This is a genomic window from Stutzerimonas stutzeri (genome assembly GCF_024448715.1).
GTDB classification, from domain to species: Bacteria; Pseudomonadota; Gammaproteobacteria; order Pseudomonadales; family Pseudomonadaceae; genus Stutzerimonas; species Stutzerimonas stutzeri_AR.
This window is the reverse complement of record NZ_JAMOHZ010000005.1, coordinates 382228-400480: the sequence shown is the minus strand read 5'-3', so window position 1 is coordinate 400480 and position 18253 is coordinate 382228. Positions and strand designations below refer to the sequence as shown.

At 60.0% G+C, this 18253-nt stretch carries 17 protein-coding genes; 9 read left to right on the top strand and 8 right to left on the bottom strand.

Annotation, left to right across the window (positions count from 1 at the left end):
* Positions 1 to 8: 8 nt before the first annotated feature.
* The 9 genes from pilW (at position 9) to NAV33_RS13670 (ending at position 9613) form a co-directional block, all read left to right on the top strand.
* Positions 9 to 767, top strand: a complete 759-nt coding sequence (gene pilW / locus NAV33_RS13710; protein ID WP_255980910.1) for a type IV pilus biogenesis/stability protein PilW — start codon at positions 9 to 11, stop codon at positions 765 to 767.
* Positions 764 to 1756 (top strand): RodZ domain-containing protein, encoded by a 993-nt coding sequence (locus NAV33_RS13705; RefSeq protein WP_255980908.1) that lies wholly within the window; start codon positions 764 to 766, stop codon positions 1754 to 1756. Before pilW ends, NAV33_RS13705 begins: the two co-directional genes overlap by 4 nt.
* Before the next feature lie 2 nt (positions 1757 to 1758).
* Positions 1759 to 2871: a flavodoxin-dependent (E)-4-hydroxy-3-methylbut-2-enyl-diphosphate synthase gene (ispG, locus tag NAV33_RS13700; protein WP_255980906.1), complete on the top strand. Its 1113-nt coding sequence runs from the start codon at positions 1759 to 1761 to the stop codon at positions 2869 to 2871.
* A gap of 13 nt (positions 2872 to 2884) precedes the next feature.
* Positions 2885 to 4168 carry a histidine--tRNA ligase gene (gene hisS, locus NAV33_RS13695; protein ID WP_255980904.1) on the top strand — a complete coding sequence of 428 codons (1284 nt, stop codon included), beginning with the start codon at positions 2885 to 2887 and terminating at the stop codon, positions 4166 to 4168.
* Between the two features lie 39 nt (positions 4169 to 4207).
* Positions 4208 to 4849 (top strand): YfgM family protein, encoded by a 642-nt coding sequence (locus NAV33_RS13690; RefSeq protein WP_255980902.1) that lies wholly within the window; start codon positions 4208 to 4210, stop codon positions 4847 to 4849.
* A 4-nt stretch (positions 4850 to 4853) separates the two neighbouring features.
* On the top strand, positions 4854 to 6002 hold the full coding sequence (bamB, locus tag NAV33_RS13685) for an outer membrane protein assembly factor BamB (protein ID WP_255980900.1): 1149 nt from the start codon (positions 4854 to 4856) through the stop codon (positions 6000 to 6002).
* Positions 6003 to 6112: 110 nt separating this feature from the next.
* The gene (der, locus tag NAV33_RS13680) at positions 6113 to 7597 is read left to right on the top strand and encodes a ribosome biogenesis GTPase Der (RefSeq protein ID WP_255980898.1); all 1485 of its coding nucleotides are present in this window, start codon (positions 6113 to 6115) and stop codon (positions 7595 to 7597) included.
* Positions 7598 to 7682: 85 nt separating this feature from the next.
* Positions 7683 to 8831 (top strand): pyridoxal phosphate-dependent aminotransferase, encoded by a 1149-nt coding sequence (locus NAV33_RS13675; RefSeq protein WP_255980896.1) that lies wholly within the window; start codon positions 7683 to 7685, stop codon positions 8829 to 8831.
* Complete coding sequence (locus NAV33_RS13670; protein ID WP_255980894.1) at positions 8819 to 9613, top strand: amidohydrolase; 795 nt, start codon at positions 8819 to 8821, stop codon at positions 9611 to 9613. Before NAV33_RS13675 ends, NAV33_RS13670 begins: the two co-directional genes overlap by 13 nt.
* 10 nt (positions 9614 to 9623) lie before the next feature.
* Here NAV33_RS13670 and NAV33_RS13665 read toward each other — a convergent pair whose 3' ends face one another.
* The 8 genes from NAV33_RS13665 to NAV33_RS13630 all read right to left on the bottom strand — a co-directional run bounded on the left by NAV33_RS13665 (position 9624) and on the right by NAV33_RS13630 (position 18115).
* Positions 9624 to 10001 carry a DUF2784 domain-containing protein gene (locus tag NAV33_RS13665; RefSeq protein ID WP_255980892.1) on the bottom strand — a complete coding sequence of 126 codons (378 nt, stop codon included), beginning with the start codon at positions 9999 to 10001 and terminating at the stop codon, positions 9624 to 9626.
* Between the two features lie 5 nt (positions 10002 to 10006).
* Positions 10007 to 10633 (bottom strand): DUF2238 domain-containing protein, encoded by a 627-nt coding sequence (locus NAV33_RS13660; RefSeq protein WP_255981063.1) that lies wholly within the window; start codon positions 10631 to 10633, stop codon positions 10007 to 10009.
* 100 nt (positions 10634 to 10733) lie between these two features.
* Complete coding sequence (locus NAV33_RS13655; RefSeq protein WP_255980890.1) at positions 10734 to 11462, bottom strand: endonuclease; 729 nt, start codon at positions 11460 to 11462, stop codon at positions 10734 to 10736.
* Positions 11463 to 11836: 374 nt separating this feature from the next.
* Positions 11837 to 12892 carry an NAD(P)-dependent alcohol dehydrogenase gene (locus tag NAV33_RS13650; RefSeq protein ID WP_255980888.1) on the bottom strand — a complete coding sequence of 352 codons (1056 nt, stop codon included), beginning with the start codon at positions 12890 to 12892 and terminating at the stop codon, positions 11837 to 11839.
* Between the two features lie 411 nt (positions 12893 to 13303).
* Positions 13304 to 14974 (bottom strand): 2-isopropylmalate synthase, encoded by a 1671-nt coding sequence (leuA, locus tag NAV33_RS13645; protein ID WP_255980886.1) that lies wholly within the window; start codon positions 14972 to 14974, stop codon positions 13304 to 13306.
* A 390-nt stretch (positions 14975 to 15364) separates the two neighbouring features.
* Positions 15365 to 16669: a mechanosensitive ion channel family protein gene (locus NAV33_RS13640; protein WP_255980884.1), complete on the bottom strand. Its 1305-nt coding sequence runs from the start codon at positions 16667 to 16669 to the stop codon at positions 15365 to 15367.
* 55 nt (positions 16670 to 16724) lie between these two features.
* Positions 16725 to 17267 (bottom strand): hydrolase, encoded by a 543-nt coding sequence (locus tag NAV33_RS13635; RefSeq protein WP_255980882.1) that lies wholly within the window; start codon positions 17265 to 17267, stop codon positions 16725 to 16727.
* Positions 17268 to 17290: 23 nt separating this feature from the next.
* Positions 17291 to 18115, bottom strand: a complete 825-nt coding sequence (locus NAV33_RS13630) for a M23 family metallopeptidase (protein ID WP_255980880.1) — start codon at positions 18113 to 18115, stop codon at positions 17291 to 17293.
* Positions 18116 to 18253 lie beyond the last annotated feature (138 nt).

Genomic DNA, 18253 nt, shown 5'->3' with positions numbered 1-18253 from the left:
TGCTACTGATGACCTTGCGCGTTGCGCTGCTGCTTCTATTGGCCGGCCTTATGGCCGGTTGTGTTTCTACCGGGACCGGGAATCCCATGCGTACCTCGGAAGGCCGTGACGAGGCGCGAGATGCTTATATCCAACTTGGTATCGGCTATCTGCAGCAAGGCGAGGCTTCTCGGGCCAAGACGCCCTTGCGCAAGGCACTCGAGCTAGACCCTGACAGCGCGAACGCGCACGCGGCGCTGGCCCTGGTGTTCCAGAATGAGATGGAAAACCGGTTGGCTGATGAGCATTTCCAAAAAGCCCTGTCCAGCCGCAAAGACGCCCGCATTCTGAACAACTACGGCAGTTTTCTATTCGAGCAGAAGCGCTACCAGGAAGCCATGGATCGGTTTGCCGAGGCATCCGAAGACAACCTGTATCCCGAGCGCTCGCGAGTATTCCAGAACATGGGAATGACTGCCTTACAACTTGGACAGCGTGAGCAGGCTGAAACCTATTTTACCCGCGCGCTGCGCCTCGATAGCCGCCAACCCCTTGCTTTGCTCGAGCTGGCACTGCTGGCCTACGATGCCAAGCAATATGTCCCAGCGAAACGTTATTACGAGAATTTCAGCAGCCTTTCCGAACAAAATGCCCGCAGTCTGCTGCTGGGCATTCGTCTGGCGAATATCCATCAGGACCGAGATCAGGCCGCGAGCCTTGGCCTGCAGCTCAAGCGTCTGTATCCAGGTACGTCTGAATTTCAACAGTTTCTTTCGGAGCAACGATGATAGCGCCACATTCTGAAGCCGCTGCCCCGGCCTTCGCCAATCCAGGTGAAACGCTTCGCGCGGCGCGTGAGAGCAAGAATTGGTCCCTTTCTTCAGTGGCTCAGCAACTCAATCTGTCGGAGCGTTCGCTGATGCAGATTGAGGCCGGTGACTTCAGTCAGTTGCCTGGTCATACATTTTCCCGGGGCTACGTTCGCGCCTATGCCAAGCTGCTGGGGCTGGATCAGAATCGTCTGGTGCAGCAGTTCGACCATCATACCGGCACGGATGCTACCGGTAGCAGCGTAAACAGCCTTGGACACATCGACGAACCTGTGCGCCTTTCACGCAGCATGGTGCGCTTCTTTGCCTTCGTATTGACGCTGGTGGTTGGCGCCGCTGCGTTTTTCTGGTGGCAGGACCAATCTGCACGCAACCAGTCGGGCCCTTCGGTCACAGCGTTGGAGCGAATCGAGGTCGAGGCGGCAGACGGCACCACCGAGATTCATCTGCTGGATCGCACCGAGGAGCCCGTTGAGCCTGTCGTCGATGAGTCGAACGATTCGACGTCGCCAGCGGGCGCGGAAGAGCCACCCGCGGCAGTGGCTGAATCGTTACCGCTGGCCGAGCCGTCTGCAGCCGAGGAAACGGTGGGCGCCCCCGAACAGCAGAGCGACGCGGCGGCTCCAGCCGAAGTGCCGATTGCGGTCACAGAGGCACCGGCCACGGCTGCATCTCCGGCCGCTGAAATGGCTTCGGTTGCGCCTGATGAAGGCCGATTAACGCTGGACTACACCGCCGACTGTTGGACGCGCGTAACTGATGCCGATGGCGAAGTTCTTTACAGCGCACTGGCCAGAGCGGGCACCAGCCGTACCCTGGTCGGCAAGACCCCACTGGATCTGCATCTTGGTTTCGCCGCCGGAGTACAAGTCAGCTTCAACGGCGAAGCCGTCAGTCTTTCTGGCAAAACGCGTGGCGAGACCGCACGCCTCAAGCTCGGACAGTAATCATGCATAGTGAGTCTCCTATCAAGCGTCGCCACTCTCGCAAGATCTGGGTGGGCAATGTGCCGGTCGGCGGCGATGCGCCTATCGCCGTACAGAGCATGACCAATACCGAAACCTGTGATGTCGACGCGACTGTCGCGCAGATCCAGCGACTGCAAGATGCCGGTGCCGATATCGTCCGGGTGTCGGTGCCCTCGATGGAGGCAGCCGAGGCATTTGGCAAGATCAAGCAGCGTGTCGGTCTGCCGCTGGTGGCCGACATCCACTTCGACTATCAGATTGCGCTACGCGTAGCCGAGCTTGGCGTTGATTGCCTGCGTATCAATCCAGGCAATATCGGCCGTGAGGATCGTGTTCGTGCGGTGGTCGAAGCTGCGCGTGACCGCGGTATTCCGATCCGCATTGGCGTGAATGCAGGCTCGTTGGAAAAGGATCTACAAAAAAAGTACGGCGAACCGACGCCCGAGGCGCTGGTGGAATCCGCTTTGCGTCATGTCGAGCATCTCGATCGGCTGAATTTTCCGGATTTCAAGGTCAGCGTGAAGGCATCCGATGTGTTCATGGCTGTGGCCGCGTATCGGCTGCTGGCGGACAAGATCGAGCAGCCGTTGCATCTGGGTATCACCGAGGCCGGTGGTTTGCGTTCGGGCACAGTGAAATCGGCGGTGGGGCTGGGCATGTTGCTTGCCGAGGGCATCGGCGACACCATTCGCATTTCTCTGGCCGCCGACCCGGTGGAAGAGATCAAGGTCGGTTTCGATATCCTCAAGTCCCTTCGCCTGCGTTCGCGCGGGATCAATTTCATCGCCTGCCCAAGCTGCTCGCGACAAAACTTCGATGTGGTGAAAACCATGAACGAGCTCGAGGGGCGACTCGAAGACCTGCTAGTGCCATTGGACGTTGCCGTGATCGGCTGTGTCGTCAACGGACCGGGCGAGGCCAAGGAAGCACATGTTGGCTTGACCGGCGGCACCCCGAACAACCTGATCTACATCGACGGCAAGCCTGCGCAGAAGCTGAACAATGAAAATCTGGTAAACGAATTGGAGCAGCTGATTCGTCGCAAGGCCGCCGAGAAAGCCGAGACCGATGCCGCGCTCATCGTGCGTAGCTGATTAAGGAGCCGAATTGAGCAAGTCCCTGCAAGCCATTCGTGGCATGAACGACATTCTGCCGGCACAGACGCCGGTCTGGCGCTATCTAGAAACCACTTTCGCTCAGTTGCTCGATAGCTACGGCTACAGCGAGATCCGCCTGCCAATCCTTGAGTTCACTGATCTGTTCGCCCGTGGTATCGGCGAGGGCACCGATGTGGTCGACAAGGAGATGTACACCTTTCTCGACCGTAACGAGGAGTCATTGACGCTGCGCCCCGAAGGTACGGCCGGTTGTGTCCGTGCCGTGTTGGAGCATGGAATGACCGGAGGCGGCCAGGTGCAGAAGCTCTGGTATAGCGGCCCAATGTTCCGCTACGAGAAGCCTCAAAAAGGTCGCTATCGTCAGTTTCACCAGATCGGTGTGGAAGCCTTCAACCAGCCGGGGCCGGATGTCGATGCCGAGCTGATCGTTCTGACGGCCCGTCTTTGGAAGAAGCTCGGCATGTCCGATGCGGTCACGCTGCAGTTGAACAGCCTGGGCTCCAGCGAGGCGCGCGCGACCTATCGGGACGCGCTGGTGGCGTATCTGCGACAGCATTTCGAACAACTTGACGAAGACAGCCAGCGCCGACTGACCAGCAACCCCCTGCGCATCCTCGATAGCAAGAATGCCCAGACCCAGGCGCTGCTGGTCGATGCGCCGACATTGCATGACTATCTGGACGATGAATCGCGCGCGCATTTCGAAGGCCTCAAGGCCCGTCTCGAAGCGGCCGGGATCGCCTATCAGATCAATCCGAAGCTCGTTCGTGGCCTGGATTACTACGGGCGCACCGTGTTCGAGTGGGTGACCGATAAGCTGGGCTCGCAAGGCACGGTATGCGCCGGTGGGCGCTACGACGGGTTGGTCAGCCAGTTCGGAGGCAAGCCGACGCCGGGCGTCGGTTTCGCGATGGGCATCGAGCGTCTGGTACTGCTGCTGGAAACGCTCGAACTTATCCCCGAGGCGCTTAATCAACCTGCCCATGCGTTCATTTGTGCCTTCGGCGAAGAGGCTGAGCTGGCGGCGCTAGCACTGGCCGAACGACTTCGTGATGAATTGCCGGGCCTGCGCCTGTTGCTCAATGCAGGCGGTGGCAGCTTCAAAAGCCAATTCAAGAAGGCTGATAAGAGCGGTGCGCGCTTCGCACTGATTCTGGGTGACGACGAACTGGCCGGGCGCGTGGTAGGTTGCAAGCCGCTGCGAGACGACAGCGAACAACAAAGCATTGCCTGGGATGCTCTGCCCGAGCGTCTGGCTGCCTGTCTGGCTTGATCGACGGGTCTGAATTCAGCGAATGAAAGGAGTGACAGTGTGACCTCGGGTACCGAAGAAGAACAGCTGGCGCAAGTTAAAGAGTGGTGGCAGCGCAACGGCAAGCCGCTGCTGCTGGGAGGCGCACTCGCTCTGGTATTGGTGTTTGGCTGGCAGTTCTGGCAGAAGCATCAGCTCAATCAGGCTCAGAGCGCCTCGGCGGTTTATCAGCAGTTACTGAATGCTGCCTTGGCTGAAGGCGGGGTGGATAACGCTGAGGTTTCGCGCCTGGGCAATTTGTTGCAAACGGAATTCGCGGGGTCGCACTACGCGCAGTACGGCAACCTTTTCGTAGCCAAGGTGGCGGTGGAATCTGGGCGCCTCGATGACGCGGCTGCCGAACTGCAGGCGGTGCTGGACAAGCCCGCCGACAAGACGCTCGAAGAGCTTGCCCGTCAGCGTCTTGCCCGTGTACTGGCCGCACAGGATAAGGCCGATGCTGCGCTTGCGCTGCTTGATGGCGAGGCCGCGGAGGCATTTGCCGCCAGTCGTGAAGAGCTGCGTGGCGATCTGTTGGTCAAGTTAGGGCGCAATGACGAGGCCCACACAGCCTATTCCAAGGCAAAAGAGTCGCTGTCACAGGATGCCGCCATCGGCGGTCTGCAGCTGAAACTGGACGATCTGGCTCGTGGAGAGGCGTGAATTGATGCGTTGGAAAATTGCCGCGCTGTTGGCCCTGGCCGTCCTGGCTGCAGGGTGCAGCAGCAACGATAAGAAAGAACCCGAGCCGGCCGAACTGGTCAAGTTCGACGCGGAAATCGAACTGAGCAAGGAGTGGAGTCGCTCTATCGGCGAAGGCCAGGGCGAGACCTACAACCTCCTGGCGCCAGTCGTCTACGGCAACGAGATATTCGCTGCCGACGTCGAAGGGCTGGTGGTTGCCATGGATCGTCTCACCGGCGACGTTAACTGGAAGACAGACCTGGACGTGGCAATTTCCGGTGCCGTTGGCGCTGGCTACGGTCTGGTCCTCGTCGGCACCCTGGGTGGCGAAGTACTGGCGCTGGACGTCTCGACCGGTGAAGAGCGGTGGCGCACCCAGGTAAGCAGCGAGGTTCTCGCCGCTCCTGCCGTCAATGGCGACGTAGTGGTTGTTCAGACCCAGGATGACCGGGTTATCGCATTGGAGATCGATACTGGCGAGCAGCGCTGGAGCTACGAAAGCTCTCCTGCCGTGCTCACCCTGCGTGGTACCGGGGCGCCGTTACTGACCAATCAACTGGCAGTTGCCGGGCTCTCCAGCGGCAAGGTGGTCGCGCTGGATACCAGCCGTGGATTGCCGGTGTGGGAACAACGTGTAGCTATCCCACAAGGGCGTTCCGAGCTTGAGCGCGTCGTTGATATCGATGGTGGTCTGCTACTGTCGGGCGGGACCTTGTATGTCGCCTCCTTCCAGGGGCGTGCCGCCGCGCTGGACCTGGAAAGCGGCCGGATTCTCTGGCAACGCGACGCTTCGACTTCATCTGGCGTAGCCCTGGGTTATGGCAGCGTTTACGTTAGCCAGGCTAATGGCACGGTTACTGGAATTGATGAGCGGTCGACGACTGTTCTGTGGAGCAACGACGCGCTGGCTCGCCGCGAACTTTCCGCTCCGGCAGTATTTTCCAGCTACGTAGCGGTTGGAGACAAAGAGGGCTATTTGCATCTGCTGAGCCAGGTCGATGGCCGTTTCGTCGCCCGGACCCGCATCGACAGCGCTGGGGTACGTGCCCGCCCTGTGGTCGAGGGTGACTGGCTGTACGCCTACGGTAACGATGGCAAGCTGGTCGCATTGACCATTCGCCAGGCGGACTGAACACTTCAGGTTATCCGTCTGCTGTTCCGCTTCGGCGGAACGCTTAATATAGTTGGCCGCTGCCCTGCAGCGGCCTTCGTGTTTTCTGAAATATCGCAGTGGAGAGCCGTATGGTTCCCGTAATCGCCCTGGTGGGCCGCCCGAACGTCGGTAAATCGACCCTGTTCAACCGTCTGACCAAGAGCCGTGATGCCATCGTTGCGGAATACGCTGGTCTGACCCGCGACCGCCAGTATGGCGAGGCCAAATGGCAAGGCCGCACCTACATCGTCATCGACACCGGCGGTTTGACAGGTGACGAGCAGGGTATCGACGCCAAAATGGCTGAACAATCCCTGCAAGCCATGCAGGAAGCTGATGCTGTGATGTTCATGGTCGATGCGCGCGCCGGCATGACGCCAGGCGATCAGATGATCGCCGAGCACCTGCGCAAAATGAACAAGCGCCACTTCTTGGTGGCTAACAAGGTCGACAGCATCGATCCAGACATTGCCCGCGCCGAATTCAGCCCGCTGGGGCTTGGCGATGCGCTGCCGATCGCCGCTGCCCATGGTCGCGGCATCAGCCATATGCTGGAGCAGGCGCTCGGGACCTTCCCCAAAGACAACGCAGAAGAGCCAGAAACTGAAGGCGAGGGCGAAGAGGGCGAGACGGTTGCCGAAGGCCAGGAGCTCAAGCGCATTCCCGGCCCGAGCGAGAAGGATGGCATCAAGATCGCCATCATCGGGCGCCCCAATGTGGGCAAGTCGACCCTGGTTAACCGCATGCTCGGCGAGGAGCGGGTCATCGTTTACGATCAGGCCGGCACGACGCGTGACAGCATCTATATCCCCTTCGAGCGCGATGACGAGAAGTACACCCTGATCGACACTGCAGGTGTTCGCCGTCGCGGCAAGATCTTCGAAGCGGTAGAAAAGTTTTCGGTGGTCAAGACACTGCAGGCGATCCAGGACTCCAACGTAGTCATCTTCGTCATGGATGCTCGTGAAGGCGTGGTGGAGCACGACCTGAATCTGCTTGGCTTCGTGCTTGAGAGTGGCCGGGCGCTGGTGATTGCGCTGAACAAGTGGGACGGCATGGAGCCGAGCGAGCGCGACTATGTGAAGACCGAGCTGGAGCGCCGGCTGTTCTTCGTCGAGTTCGCTGACATCCATTTCATCTCCGCCAAGCACGGCACCGGCGTTGGCAACCTCTACAAGTCGGTACAGGCATCGTTCACCTCGGCCGTCACTCGCTGGCCAACCAGCCGCCTGACCCAGATCCTTGAGGACGCTGTTCGCGAGCACGCGCCACCGATGGTTGCCAGCCGCCGTATCAAACTGCGTTATGCACACCTGGGGGGCGCCAACCCACCGCTGATCGTGATCCACGGTAACCAGGTCGACTCGATACCCAAGTCCTATACACGTTACCTGGAAAACACTTACCGGCGTGTCCTGAAGCTAGTCGGTACCCCAATTCGCATTGAGTACAAGGGCGGGGAAAACCCCTACGAGGGCAAGAAGAACACCCTCACCGATCGCCAAGTGAACAAGAAACGTCGCCTCATGTCGCACCACAAGAAGGCCGAGAAGAAGCGCAGGGACAAACGATAGCCCGAAGTTTGAAGCCATAAGCTGGAAGTCGTCTTGCATGAGCTTCTAGCTTCAACTTCAAGCTTCTTGCTTTGAGCGAGACCAAATGATCACCAGCAAACTCCCGAACGTCGGCACCACTATTTTCACCACCATGTCGCAGCTGGCGACCCAGACCGGTGCGCTGAATTTGTCCCAGGGTTTTCCGGACTTCGACGGGCCTGAGGCGCTGCGCGACGCCGTGGCGCAGCATGTCATGGCCGGGCACAACCAGTACGCACCAATGACCGGCTTGCCGGCGCTGCGCGAGCAGGTGGCGATAAAGGTTGCGGCGCTCTACGGCCGTCAGGTCAGTGCCGACGCCGAAGTCACTATCACCCCCGGTGCGACCCAGGCAATCTTCTGTGCGGTCCACGCGGTCATTCGCCCGGGTGACGAGGTCATCGTCTTCGATCCTTGTTATGACAGCTACGAGCCCGCCGTGGAACTGGCCGGTGGGGTCTGCATACATCAGCCGCTGAGCCTCCCCGATTTTTCCATCGACTGGCAAAAGCTGGCTGAAGCGATCACGCCTCGCACCCGAATGATCGTACTGAACACACCGCACAACCCCAGCGGTGCGCTGATCGACATGGACGACCTGGATCGTCTGGCGAGCCTGATCCGCGACCGAAACATCTATCTTCTCAGCGACGAAGTCTACGAACATCTTGTGTTCGACGGTCGCGAGCATGCCAGCGTGTTGCGGCACGAGGAGCTATATCAGCGCGCCTTCGTCGTCAGCTCGTTCGGCAAGACCTACCACGTCACCGGCTGGAAAACCGGGTATGTGATAGCGCCGCCCGCGCTCAGCAGCGAACTGCGCAAGGTCCATCAGTACGTCAGCTTCACCGGCGTCACGCCGCTGCAGTGGGCGCTGGCCGACTTCATGGCGGCGCATCCCGAGCATCTCAGCGAGTTGCCGGCGTTCTATCAGACCAAGCGCGATCTGTTCTGCGATCTGCTGGTCGACTCGCGTTTTCGCTTTACCCGCGCGGCAGGGACTTATTTTCAGCTGGCTGATTATTCGGCGATTCGCCCGGATCTCGACGATGTCGCTATGGCCGAATGGCTGACTCGCGAGCACGGTGTGGCGAGCATACCGATATCGGTGTTCTACCAAACGCCTCCTGCAGAGTTGCGGCTGGTCCGTTTCTGCTTCGCCAAACGAGAGGAGACGCTGCGCCAGGCAGCAGAACGACTATGCGCGATCTGAACGATTTGCCTGATCTCGAACTGGCGCTGATCCAGACCAGCCTCGTCTGGCAGGACGCCACCGCCAATCGCGAACGCTTCGTCGACCTGTTGGAGCGGGCCCGCGGTGCCGACCTGATCGTGCTCCCGGAAATGTTCACCACAGCGTTTTCGATGAGCTCCGAGGATCTCGCGGAACCCGAGGAAGGCCCGACCTATGTCTGGCTGCGAGAGCAGGCGGCACGCATGGACGCAGTAATCACCGGCAGCGTAATCATCGAGGCCGCAGACGGCACTCACCGCAACCGTTTGCTCTGGGCGCGTCCGAACGGAAAGATTTCGCATTACGACAAGCGTCACCTGTTCCGTATGGCTGGCGAGCACAAGCATTACACCGCGGGCGACCAACAGGCGCTATTCGAGCTCAAGGGCTGGCACGTGCGGCCATTGATCTGCTACGACCTGCGCTTTCCGGTGTGGAGCCGCGATGCGCACGATACCGATCTGCTGCTCTATACCGCCAACTGGCCCGCAGCGCGACGCAACGCCTGGAACCGCTTGTTGCCGGCCCGCGCCATCGAAAATATCTGCTATGTCGCGGCGGTGAACCGCGTCGGCGAGGATGGCAAGGGCTACCCCTATAGCGGCGACAGTCAGGTGCTGGATTATCTGGGTGATCCGCTGCTGGAGGCGGGCGATGCCGATGGCGTATTCCGCACCACGCTACGCGCTCGGGATCTGGCCGCGTTCCGCAGCAAATTCCCGGCGTATCACGACGGTGACGCCTTCGACCTGAAGATCTAGCCGCTGCGCATCAGCTCGGCGGCACTGCCTTGCGCCGCCAGCGCGATACCCAGCCATAGATCAGCAGGTTGGCGAGCACCACTATAGCCGCCAGCAGGTACTGCACTGGTACGCTCAACCAGGCCGGATAGATCAGCGGCAGCAGATACTGCTCGACGAAGCTGTTTTCATAACCGGCGCCGCCGGCCAGATGCCGCAGCTGATTTTCCCAATGAGTGAGCGGGCACAGACGCCCCGTCAGTTCGACGAAAATGCCCCACGCCACAGCCAGTAGGTGCAGCCACAGTAGGCGGCGCTTCCAGGCTACCAGCAGTCCACCCAGCAGCACGAAGACGATGAAGCCAAGATGCAGAAGCAACACTGCATCTGCGCCGAGTCGATACAGCATGACGGTTATCCAGCCGTGTCCGAGTGTTTGAGGCGTGCAGCCTGACGGTCTTGTAGACGTGTCAAACAGGTGACCGACAGCAGCGCACCGAGCAGCGCCATGAACATGTCCGACTGGGTGTCCCAAGGGTCGCCCTGGGTACCAAGAAAATCTTCTGCTCCTTGCCCGGCAATTAGCGCCACCCACCACTCAATTAGCTCGTAGAAAGCGCTGAACGCAAGGGCGACGCAGAGCGATAGAAAGCCCAGCATTTTGCCGTGCCGAAGAATGCCCAGACGCAGCAGAATTTCGCGAGCCAACAAGGCTGGCGTGACGCCCTGCATGAAATGACCAAGCTTGTCGTAGGGGTTGCGGCTAAGTTCGAGCCAGTCCTGTACCCAGAAGCCCGCTGGCACACGAGCGTAGATATAGGCGCCGCCAAGAATGAGCACCAGCGCATGGGTGGCGATCAATACATAAAGCAGCCGTGTGAGCGGGAAAGGCCGATAGCTGTACAGCAGGACGGGTGCTGCGATCAGCACCGGCGCGACTTCCAGCAGCCAGGTCGAGCGGTCATACGGCGCGATGCCGGAGGCGACCAGCGCCAGCAGAACCGTCAGACCGAGAGTTGCATAGAGCGTCTTGTCCTGCATCGGGAGTCGCATGGTCGTCTGATGAGGCGTCAGCATGCAGTGCTCGCGTAGTGACACGCAATATCCGAGCAAGGCCGAGGTGCGCTGTCGTACGGCACGCTCAGCTTTGTCTGGCGCGAGCCATGGGCGAACGAGCGACCGATTTGGGGCAGCGGCTCGGATCCACCGCGCCCACGAAGCGGTTGGCATTGCGTTGCACGCAGGCTATGGCCTGGTTGCGCCAATGCTCCCATTCATTGACGGGATACTGGCGATTCCAGATATCGAAGAGGCGTCGGTCCTGCTTCGACAGGCGCAGCCCATAGCGTTCGCTCATGTACAGATAGGTGCGTGCAATGGCGCCCCGGCTATAGTCCGGCGGCATCGCGGTGCGCTGTTTGAAATTAACCACGAACGGGCAGGCACCATACTGGCTGGGTTTCTCGCTGAGCATGCCGAAGCCGTAATTGCTGCGGTCCCCGTTGACCTCGCCAACTACCGGAACCAGGTTATGCAGATCGGCCTCGGCCTTGCTGAAAACCGGATCGGCGGAAGTACAGCGCTTGCGACCGCCTTGTTGCCAGCATTGGCGTTGATGGCCAATCACCCAGGCCGGGACGATATGCTCCCATTCGACGCGTGCCGCCCGTTTGGGTTGTTTGCGGGGGGTGTAACCGCAGCTGGCCAGATCAATCCGGTTTCCCTTGAAGGCGCAGCCGCAATAAAAATCCACCGGCCGCTCGGCGTAGATCTTCCAGGCGATCTTCTTTGCTTCGCGAAAATTACGGGGTCCCTCGGCAAGGGCAACGAATGGCAAAAGCAGCGCGAATAACAGTGCAAGGCGGTACATGGACAACTCGACGGCAAACTGAGAAGCGCGTCCATGCGAGGGAGCCGGAGATTACTTGCACCGCTTGATAATTTCATTTGAAAACAGTTAGTTGCTGATTCTTCTGCCGAAAAGCAGACGGGCGGTCGACGGTTGAGCAGTAGTGCGTACGAGACGGGGTGGCGTACGCAAACCCTGGCTCGCTCGCCCTGCGTGGGGGCGAGCGAGAGAGCTGGTCGGACAGTCCGGGCTAGTTGGAGTTGTAGGGTGGCCGATAGGCTACCAGCGCGGTCCGGCCCACCCTGCGGGCGAAGCTACGCGCTCGAGTAGGCCAAGGCAGCACGCCAAAAAGAACGGATCGACAGCTGACCTCGCCAGCTGTCGTTACGCCTGGATCAGGCGGACTTGAGTGAAGCCATATCAATTACGAAGCGGTATTTCACGTCACTCTTGAGCATGCGTTCGTAGGCATCGTTGATGTTCTGGATATTGATCATCTCGATGTCCGATACGATGTTGTGCTTGGCACAGAAATCCAGCATCTCCTGAGTTTCGGCGATCCCGCCGATCAGGGAGCCGGCCAGGCGGCGGCGTTTGAAAATCAGGCCGAAGACGCTGGGAGACGGATGCGGCGATGCCGGCGCGCCCACCAGCGTCATGGTTGCGTCGCGCTTCAATAGCGCCAGGAAGGGATCGAGATCATGCGGCGCTGCGACGGTGTTGAGGATGAAATCGAAGCTGTTCAGATGAGCGGCCATCTCGTCCTTGTTTTTCGATACCACGACTTCGCTAGCGCCGAGGCGCAACGCGTCCTCCTTCTTGTCTGGTGAAGTGGTGAAGAGCACTACATGGGCGCCCATGGCGTTAGCGATCTTAACCGCCATGTGGCCGAGGCCGCCGAGACCGACCACGCCGACTTTCTGGCCGGGGCCGACCTTCCACTGGCGTAGCGGCGAATACGTTGTGATGCCGGCACACAGCAGCGGCGCCACGGCTGCGAGGTTGTTTTCGGCATGGGAGACGCGCAAGACGAATTTCTCGTCCACCACGATGTTGTCCGAGTAACCACCGTAGGTGTTCTCGCCACCGAACACGGGGCCGTTGTAGGTCCCGGTGAAGCCGTTCTCGCAGTATTGCTCCAGCCCATCGCTGCACGACGAGCAACTGCGGCAGCTATCAACCATACAGCCGACGCCTGCGATATCGCCAATCTTGAAGCCTTTGACCGAGGTGCCAACAGCGATCACGCGGCCGACGATCTCGTGGCCCGGGACGGAGGGATACAGCGTGTTATTCCATTCGTTACGGGCTGTATGCAGATCCGAATGGCAGACGCCGCAATAGAGGATGTCGATCTGCACGTCGTCTGGCCCGACGGCGCGGCGCGAAAACGCATAGGGTGCGAGCGGCGTGCTCGGGTCGACGGCGGCGTAACCGATGGCTTTGCTCATGGTGGTTCCTTTGGGTTGAACGTCTGGATTGAGGAGATCAAGCCTAGTACCGATATCAACAGGACCGGTTGCACGATTCTGTCGATGACTGACGCGTTTCTGCTGGATCAGCTCAGGAGCGGACATGCGGTGGCGAAAGTTCGCTAGTTGCCGCTACGAGATGACGCGGGTGCCGGGCACGAAGAGACCGAATGGCCGACACTGGTGCCCATGAACTTGAGGCACCATCCACCCTGCCAGTCAGCAGGGTGAAACGTTCGAGTGTGCAGTGGAAGGTTGCCGCGGCATGTGAACGCTGACATGCGGATCAGCTGGTTCGACTGATGGTTCTGTTGAGCCGTTTGACGGCCGAGACCGCCTGAATACTGGCCCAGTCGCGGCGAGCCCGCTAGCGGAGCTCGCCGGTCAGCTTCAGGCCGCTTTCACCTCGGCCTCTCGCCGGGCCCGATTCAACGCGCTGAACAGTGCGCGGATGCTGGCCGTGGTGATGTTCTCGTCGATGCCAATTCCGTGCAGCGGACGCTCGCCGTCCAGACGCACTTCGATATAAGCCGCCGCCTTGGCATTGCTGCCGGCACCGATCGAGTGCTCGTGGTAATCCATGATCTCCAGCTTGACTGGCAACCCGGCGACCAAGGCTTCCAACGGGCCCTTGCCGATGCCGCGCCAATGCATGGTTTCACCATTGCTAGCGACTTCCACCTCCACGGCGCTGGTGCCGTTCTCTTCCTGGAGGCGATGGCTCTTCAGCGTATACGGCGTGGTGGCCTGCAGATATTCGGCTTCGAGCAGCGCATAGATTTGCTTGGCGCTCATCTCCAGACCGAGGCGATCCGTTTCCTTCTGCACCACCTGGCTGAATTCGATCTGCATACGCCGCGGCAGGCTGATGCCATATTCCTGCTCAAGCAGATAGGAGATACCACCTTTACCGGACTGGCTGTTGACACGAATCACCGCTTCGTAACTGCGCCCGATGTCAGCCGGGTCGATCGGCAGGTAGGGAACTTCCCAGACGCCGTTCGGATCCTGCTGGGCGAAGCCCTTGCGGATCGCATCCTGATGCGAGCCGGAGAAGGCGGTATGTACCAGATCGCCGACATAAGGATGGCGTGGATGCACCGGCAGCTGGTTGCACTCCTCGACCACCTTGCGCACGGCGTCGATGTCGGAGAAGTCCAGCTGCGGATCGACACCCTGGCTGTACATGTTCAGCGCCACGGTGACCAGGTCGACATTGCCGGTGCGCTCGCCGTTGCCGAACAAGCAGCCTTCGACGCGGTCGGCGCCAGCCATCAGGCCCAGCTCAGTGGCGGCCACGCCAGTGCCGCGGTCGTTATGGGTGTGCAGGCTGATCAGCACGCTGTCGCGCTTGTCGATATGGCGACCGAAGTACTCGATCTGGTCGGCATAAATATTCGGGGTAGCCGCTTCGATGGTGGCCGGCAGATTGAGGATCAGCTTCTGCGCTGGCGTCGGTTGGAACACTTCGATAACCGCGTTGCATACCTCGATGGCGAAATCGGTTTCGGTGGAGCTGAACACCTCGGGGGAATATTCGAAGCGCCAGTTTGTTTCAGGTGCAGCAGCGGCCAGACGCTTGACGATCTGCGCAGCGCTAACCGCGATATTCACCACGCCGGCTTTGTCCTGATTGAAGACGATGCGGCGGAAGCTGGGCGCGGTGGCGTTGTAATAATGAACGATGGCCTGCTTGGCGCCCTTGAGGGACTCGAAGGTACGGGTGATCAGGTCCTCACGCGCCTGGGTCAGGACTTGAATCGTGACGTCATCCGGAATGTGGTCGCCCTCGATGAGCTCGCGAACAAAATCGAAATCGGTTTGCGAGGCGGAGGGGAAACCTACCTCGATTTCTTTCACGCCAACCTGCACCAATGTCTTGAAGAAACGCATCTTCTTTTCGGCGTCCATCGGCTCGATCAGCGACTGGTTGCCATCGCGCAAATCGGAGCTCAGCCAGATCGGTGCCTGCGTAATGGCCTGCGATGGCCAAGTACGGTCAGGCAGATTGATCACCGGAAACGGGCGGTATTTCTTCGACGGATCTTTGAGCATGGTCATGGCGATTTTCCTTTGAGCAGCTCCCAAAAGCGCGACGCGTCAAGGGAGGACGGAGCAGATCGATACGGGATTGATGAAACCAATGTAGAACTTGCTTGCAGTGTGTTGCAACAACCAAAGATAAATTGGTGATTTTCTCTAAAAATGTTTTTTTCTGAGAAAACAATGCTCAGGAAAAGCGCTGAAATAGAGTTTTGATTGCTCGGCTGTTACAGCTTGTATCGGTCACGTGTCGATGCGAGTGAAAGTGCAGAAGCTGCGTTCACCGTGAGCCGAACAGAAATTGCGTCCAGGACGCTGGCTCAAAGCCTGCTGAAGCGGCTGGAGGCTCGAACGTCCAGTCGCTGGGGAAGAACTCGCCATACATTGACGCGTCTCATCTGACTTCGCTCAGCCTTCCAGCTTTCGATCCTCGCTGTGCTTTGACTGTTCGGACCACTCGGGCTTCGAACGGCTCAGCAATTGGCTGACCGACCCGTATCCGTCGCGCATGTCGGCACCGCTCGGGTGCTGGAATACGCGCAGGCCGAATTCGGGCAGGATCGCCAGCAGATGGTCAAAGATGTCCGACTGGATCGCTTCGTACTGCGTCCAGGCCACGGTGTTGGTGAAGCAGTAGATCTCTAGCGGTAATCCGTCTGCCGTCGGGCTGAGCTGACGCACCATCAGCGTCATGGACTGGTGGATGCCGCTATGGCTGCGTAGGTAGCGCTCCACATACGCACGAAAGCTGCCGATGTTGGTAATGCGCCGGGTGTTCACCGGCTCCTTGCCTCGCTTCTCGAGCTTGGCGTTCCACTCGTCGATCTCTCGGCGCTTGTCGGTAAGGTAGTCGTCCAGCAGGTTGAAGCGGTGCAGACGCTCACATTCATCGCTGCCAAGAAAGTGCACGCTCTGCTGATCGAGATACAGGCTGCGCTTGATCCGCCGCCCGCCGCTTTCCTGCATGCCCCGCCAGTTCTTGAACGAATCGCTGATGAAGCGCTTGGTCGGGATATTCGAGATGGTCTTGTCCCAGTTCTGCACTTTCACCGTATGCAGGGCGATATCGATGACATCGCCGTCGGCGTTGAGTTGCGGCATTTCAATCCAGTCGCCGACGCGGATGATGTCGTTGGACGATATCTGCACGCTGGCCACCAGCGAGAGGATGGTGTCCTGAAAGATCAGCATCAGCACCGCGGCCATGGCGCCGAGGCCGGACAGCAGGATCAGCGGCGAGCGGTCGATCAGCGTCGCAATGATCAGAATGGTCGCTATCGCGTAGAGGACGATCTTGACCACTTGCACGTAGCCTTTGATCGGGTGCACATGAGCGTCGGCGCGGCGCTGGTAGAGCAGGTTGACGATGTCCAGCAGCGCGCCTATGGCCAGCGCAATGGTCAGCACGATGAAGCCGCCGCAGACGTTGCGCACCACCGTGACGGCTGCTTCCGGCAAGCCCGGTACCGCGTTGACGCCAACGGACAGTACCAGCGCCGGCACGATGTTAGACAGCCGGCGAATGATGCCGTAGTCCTGCAGTTCGGTCTCGCGCGCGTGACGCAGCGCCTTATACAGGCCGCGTACGAGGATTCGTTTGACCACCCAGTTGGCCAGCCAGGCGGCGAAGATCAGCGCGGCGCTGGCGACCAGAGTCTGCAGCTCAGGATGAGTTCTGAGCCATTCCAGCCAAACGTTTAGCTCTTCCTGCATTTGGGTGCCTCCATAAGTTGGCTATCTCAGGCGCCACTAGGGCCGTGGCGTTGGTCTAGCGGATGAACTCGCGGCTGATCGAGCGGAAAAGGTCGGTCCCAGCCTGTTCCATCCATTCGAACGCGACCATCTCCCGCGACACGATGCTGGCTCCGGCCTGCTGCATGCGTGCCAGGCCTAGCGCCTTGTCGCTGGCACGGCGCGAGCCGACGGCTTCATCTACGACGAAGACCTGGTTGCCGCGGCCTATCAGGTCAAGAACCGTCTGAAGCACGCAGATGTGGGTTTCGGTGCCGCAGATCACGAACTGCCGGCGCTCGCCGCCGGGGCGCTTGAACAGCTCGCCATCGCGGGCGGCAGAAAAATGCAGCTTCTCGAAGATCGAATCCGCGCCTATGCCGTCGCGTAGCGTGGCGATGGTCGCGCCCAGGCCCTTGCTGTACTGCTCGGTGAGCAGCACCGGCACGCCGGCGCGCTGGGCAATCTGCATCAGCCAGGCGCTGTGTTCGGCCAGCGCGGTGTTGCCCTCAATCACGGGGAACAGCCGCTCTTGGATGTCGATGATGAGGAGTGTGGACTCCTGCGCATTGATGAGCATTGTGGTTTTCCTTGCAGAGCGAATCAGGGTTTGAACGCACCGATGAAAATGGTCGGATCGACGCGCGCATCGTTGAGGCTGACGTTCCAGTGCAGGTGCGGCCCGGTGGCTCTGCCGGTGGAACCGACCTTGCCGAGCACGGCGCCGCGGTCCAGCTCATCGCCGACTTTCACGCCGATCTGCGAGAGATGACAGAACATGCTGATGAGGCCCTGGCCGTGGTCGACGAACACCGTATTGCCATTGAAGAAATAGTTTCCGGTAAGAATCACTTTGCCTGCAGCCGGGGACTTGATTGGCGTGCCGGCCGGAACGGCGAAGTCGAGCCCCGAATGCGGATTGCGCTCCTCGCCGTTAAAGAAGCGGCGTAGGCCGAAAGGCGAAGAGAGCGGGCCGTCGACTGGCTTATCGAAGAGCAGGTTGCTTGGCTGTTGCGGGGAAAATTGGCGGTAGGCGCGGGTCTGCTCGTTCAATTCACGCTCGATGCGCTTGAGGTCGGTGGGGTTGGGATTGACCTGGCGTTTGTTCTTCAGCGTGATGTGCTGCGCGCGGTATTCGCGGTGCTCGACCTGGAAGCTGCGTGGGCTGCCATCGACCTCCACCTGTTGAGCGCCGGGCTTGACCGTGAGCGGAATGCCGACAATGGCGATCCAGCGCTGGCCGTCCTCCCGGATCACCAACGCCGGCTTGCTCTGGTAGCGGACCTGCGGCGGTGTGGCGCCGTCGCCCAGTGCGACCACTGCCACACCGCCTGGCACGGGCTTGTTCAACAAGCGGGTGATGAAGCCCTCGGCGTGGGCGGGCAGGGCGAGAACGAGTGAAAACAGGAGAACGATGACGCGTGGCATAGGCGGTTCCGTTTGTAAGGACGGGCCCATCCTCGCGTAAACAGCTGGCAGGGGGAAGGGCGCGCGGCACAGTGCGCTACGGCGCGGCTGGCTGAAAAGACTCGTAACCAATCGACTGTGACGCGCACCTCGCTGCTG

What these genes read in the sequence shown, in the direction of transcription:
- pilW (WP_255980910.1), top strand. Translation starts at nt 9, where the DNA reads ATGACCTTGCGCGTTGCGCTGCTGCTTCTATTGGCCGGCCTTATGGCC.
- NAV33_RS13705 (WP_255980908.1), top strand. Translation starts at nt 764, where the DNA reads ATGATAGCGCCACATTCTGAAGCCGCTGCCCCGGCCTTCGCCAATCCA.
- ispG (WP_255980906.1), top strand. Translation starts at nt 1,759, where the DNA reads ATGCATAGTGAGTCTCCTATCAAGCGTCGCCACTCTCGCAAGATCTGG.
- bamB (WP_255980900.1), top strand. Translation starts at nt 4,854, where the DNA reads ATGCGTTGGAAAATTGCCGCGCTGTTGGCCCTGGCCGTCCTGGCTGCA.
- der (WP_255980898.1), top strand. Translation starts at nt 6,113, where the DNA reads ATGGTTCCCGTAATCGCCCTGGTGGGCCGCCCGAACGTCGGTAAATCG.
- NAV33_RS13675 (WP_255980896.1), top strand. Translation starts at nt 7,683, where the DNA reads ATGATCACCAGCAAACTCCCGAACGTCGGCACCACTATTTTCACCACC.
- NAV33_RS13670 (WP_255980894.1), top strand. Translation starts at nt 8,819, where the DNA reads ATGCGCGATCTGAACGATTTGCCTGATCTCGAACTGGCGCTGATCCAG.
- NAV33_RS13665 (WP_255980892.1), bottom strand. Translation starts at nt 10,001, where the DNA reads ATGCTGTATCGACTCGGCGCAGATGCAGTGTTGCTTCTGCATCTTGGC.
- NAV33_RS13660 (WP_255981063.1), bottom strand. Translation starts at nt 10,633, where the DNA reads ATGCAGGACAAGACGCTCTATGCAACTCTCGGTCTGACGGTTCTGCTG.
- NAV33_RS13655 (WP_255980890.1), bottom strand. Translation starts at nt 11,462, where the DNA reads ATGTACCGCCTTGCACTGTTATTCGCGCTGCTTTTGCCATTCGTTGCC.
- NAV33_RS13650 (WP_255980888.1), bottom strand. Translation starts at nt 12,892, where the DNA reads ATGAGCAAAGCCATCGGTTACGCCGCCGTCGACCCGAGCACGCCGCTC.
- leuA (WP_255980886.1), bottom strand. Translation starts at nt 14,974, where the DNA reads ATGACCATGCTCAAAGATCCGTCGAAGAAATACCGCCCGTTTCCGGTG.
- NAV33_RS13640 (WP_255980884.1), bottom strand. Translation starts at nt 16,669, where the DNA reads ATGCAGGAAGAGCTAAACGTTTGGCTGGAATGGCTCAGAACTCATCCT.
- NAV33_RS13635 (WP_255980882.1), bottom strand. Translation starts at nt 17,267, where the DNA reads ATGCTCATCAATGCGCAGGAGTCCACACTCCTCATCATCGACATCCAA.
- NAV33_RS13630 (WP_255980880.1), bottom strand. Translation starts at nt 18,115, where the DNA reads ATGCCACGCGTCATCGTTCTCCTGTTTTCACTCGTTCTCGCCCTGCCC.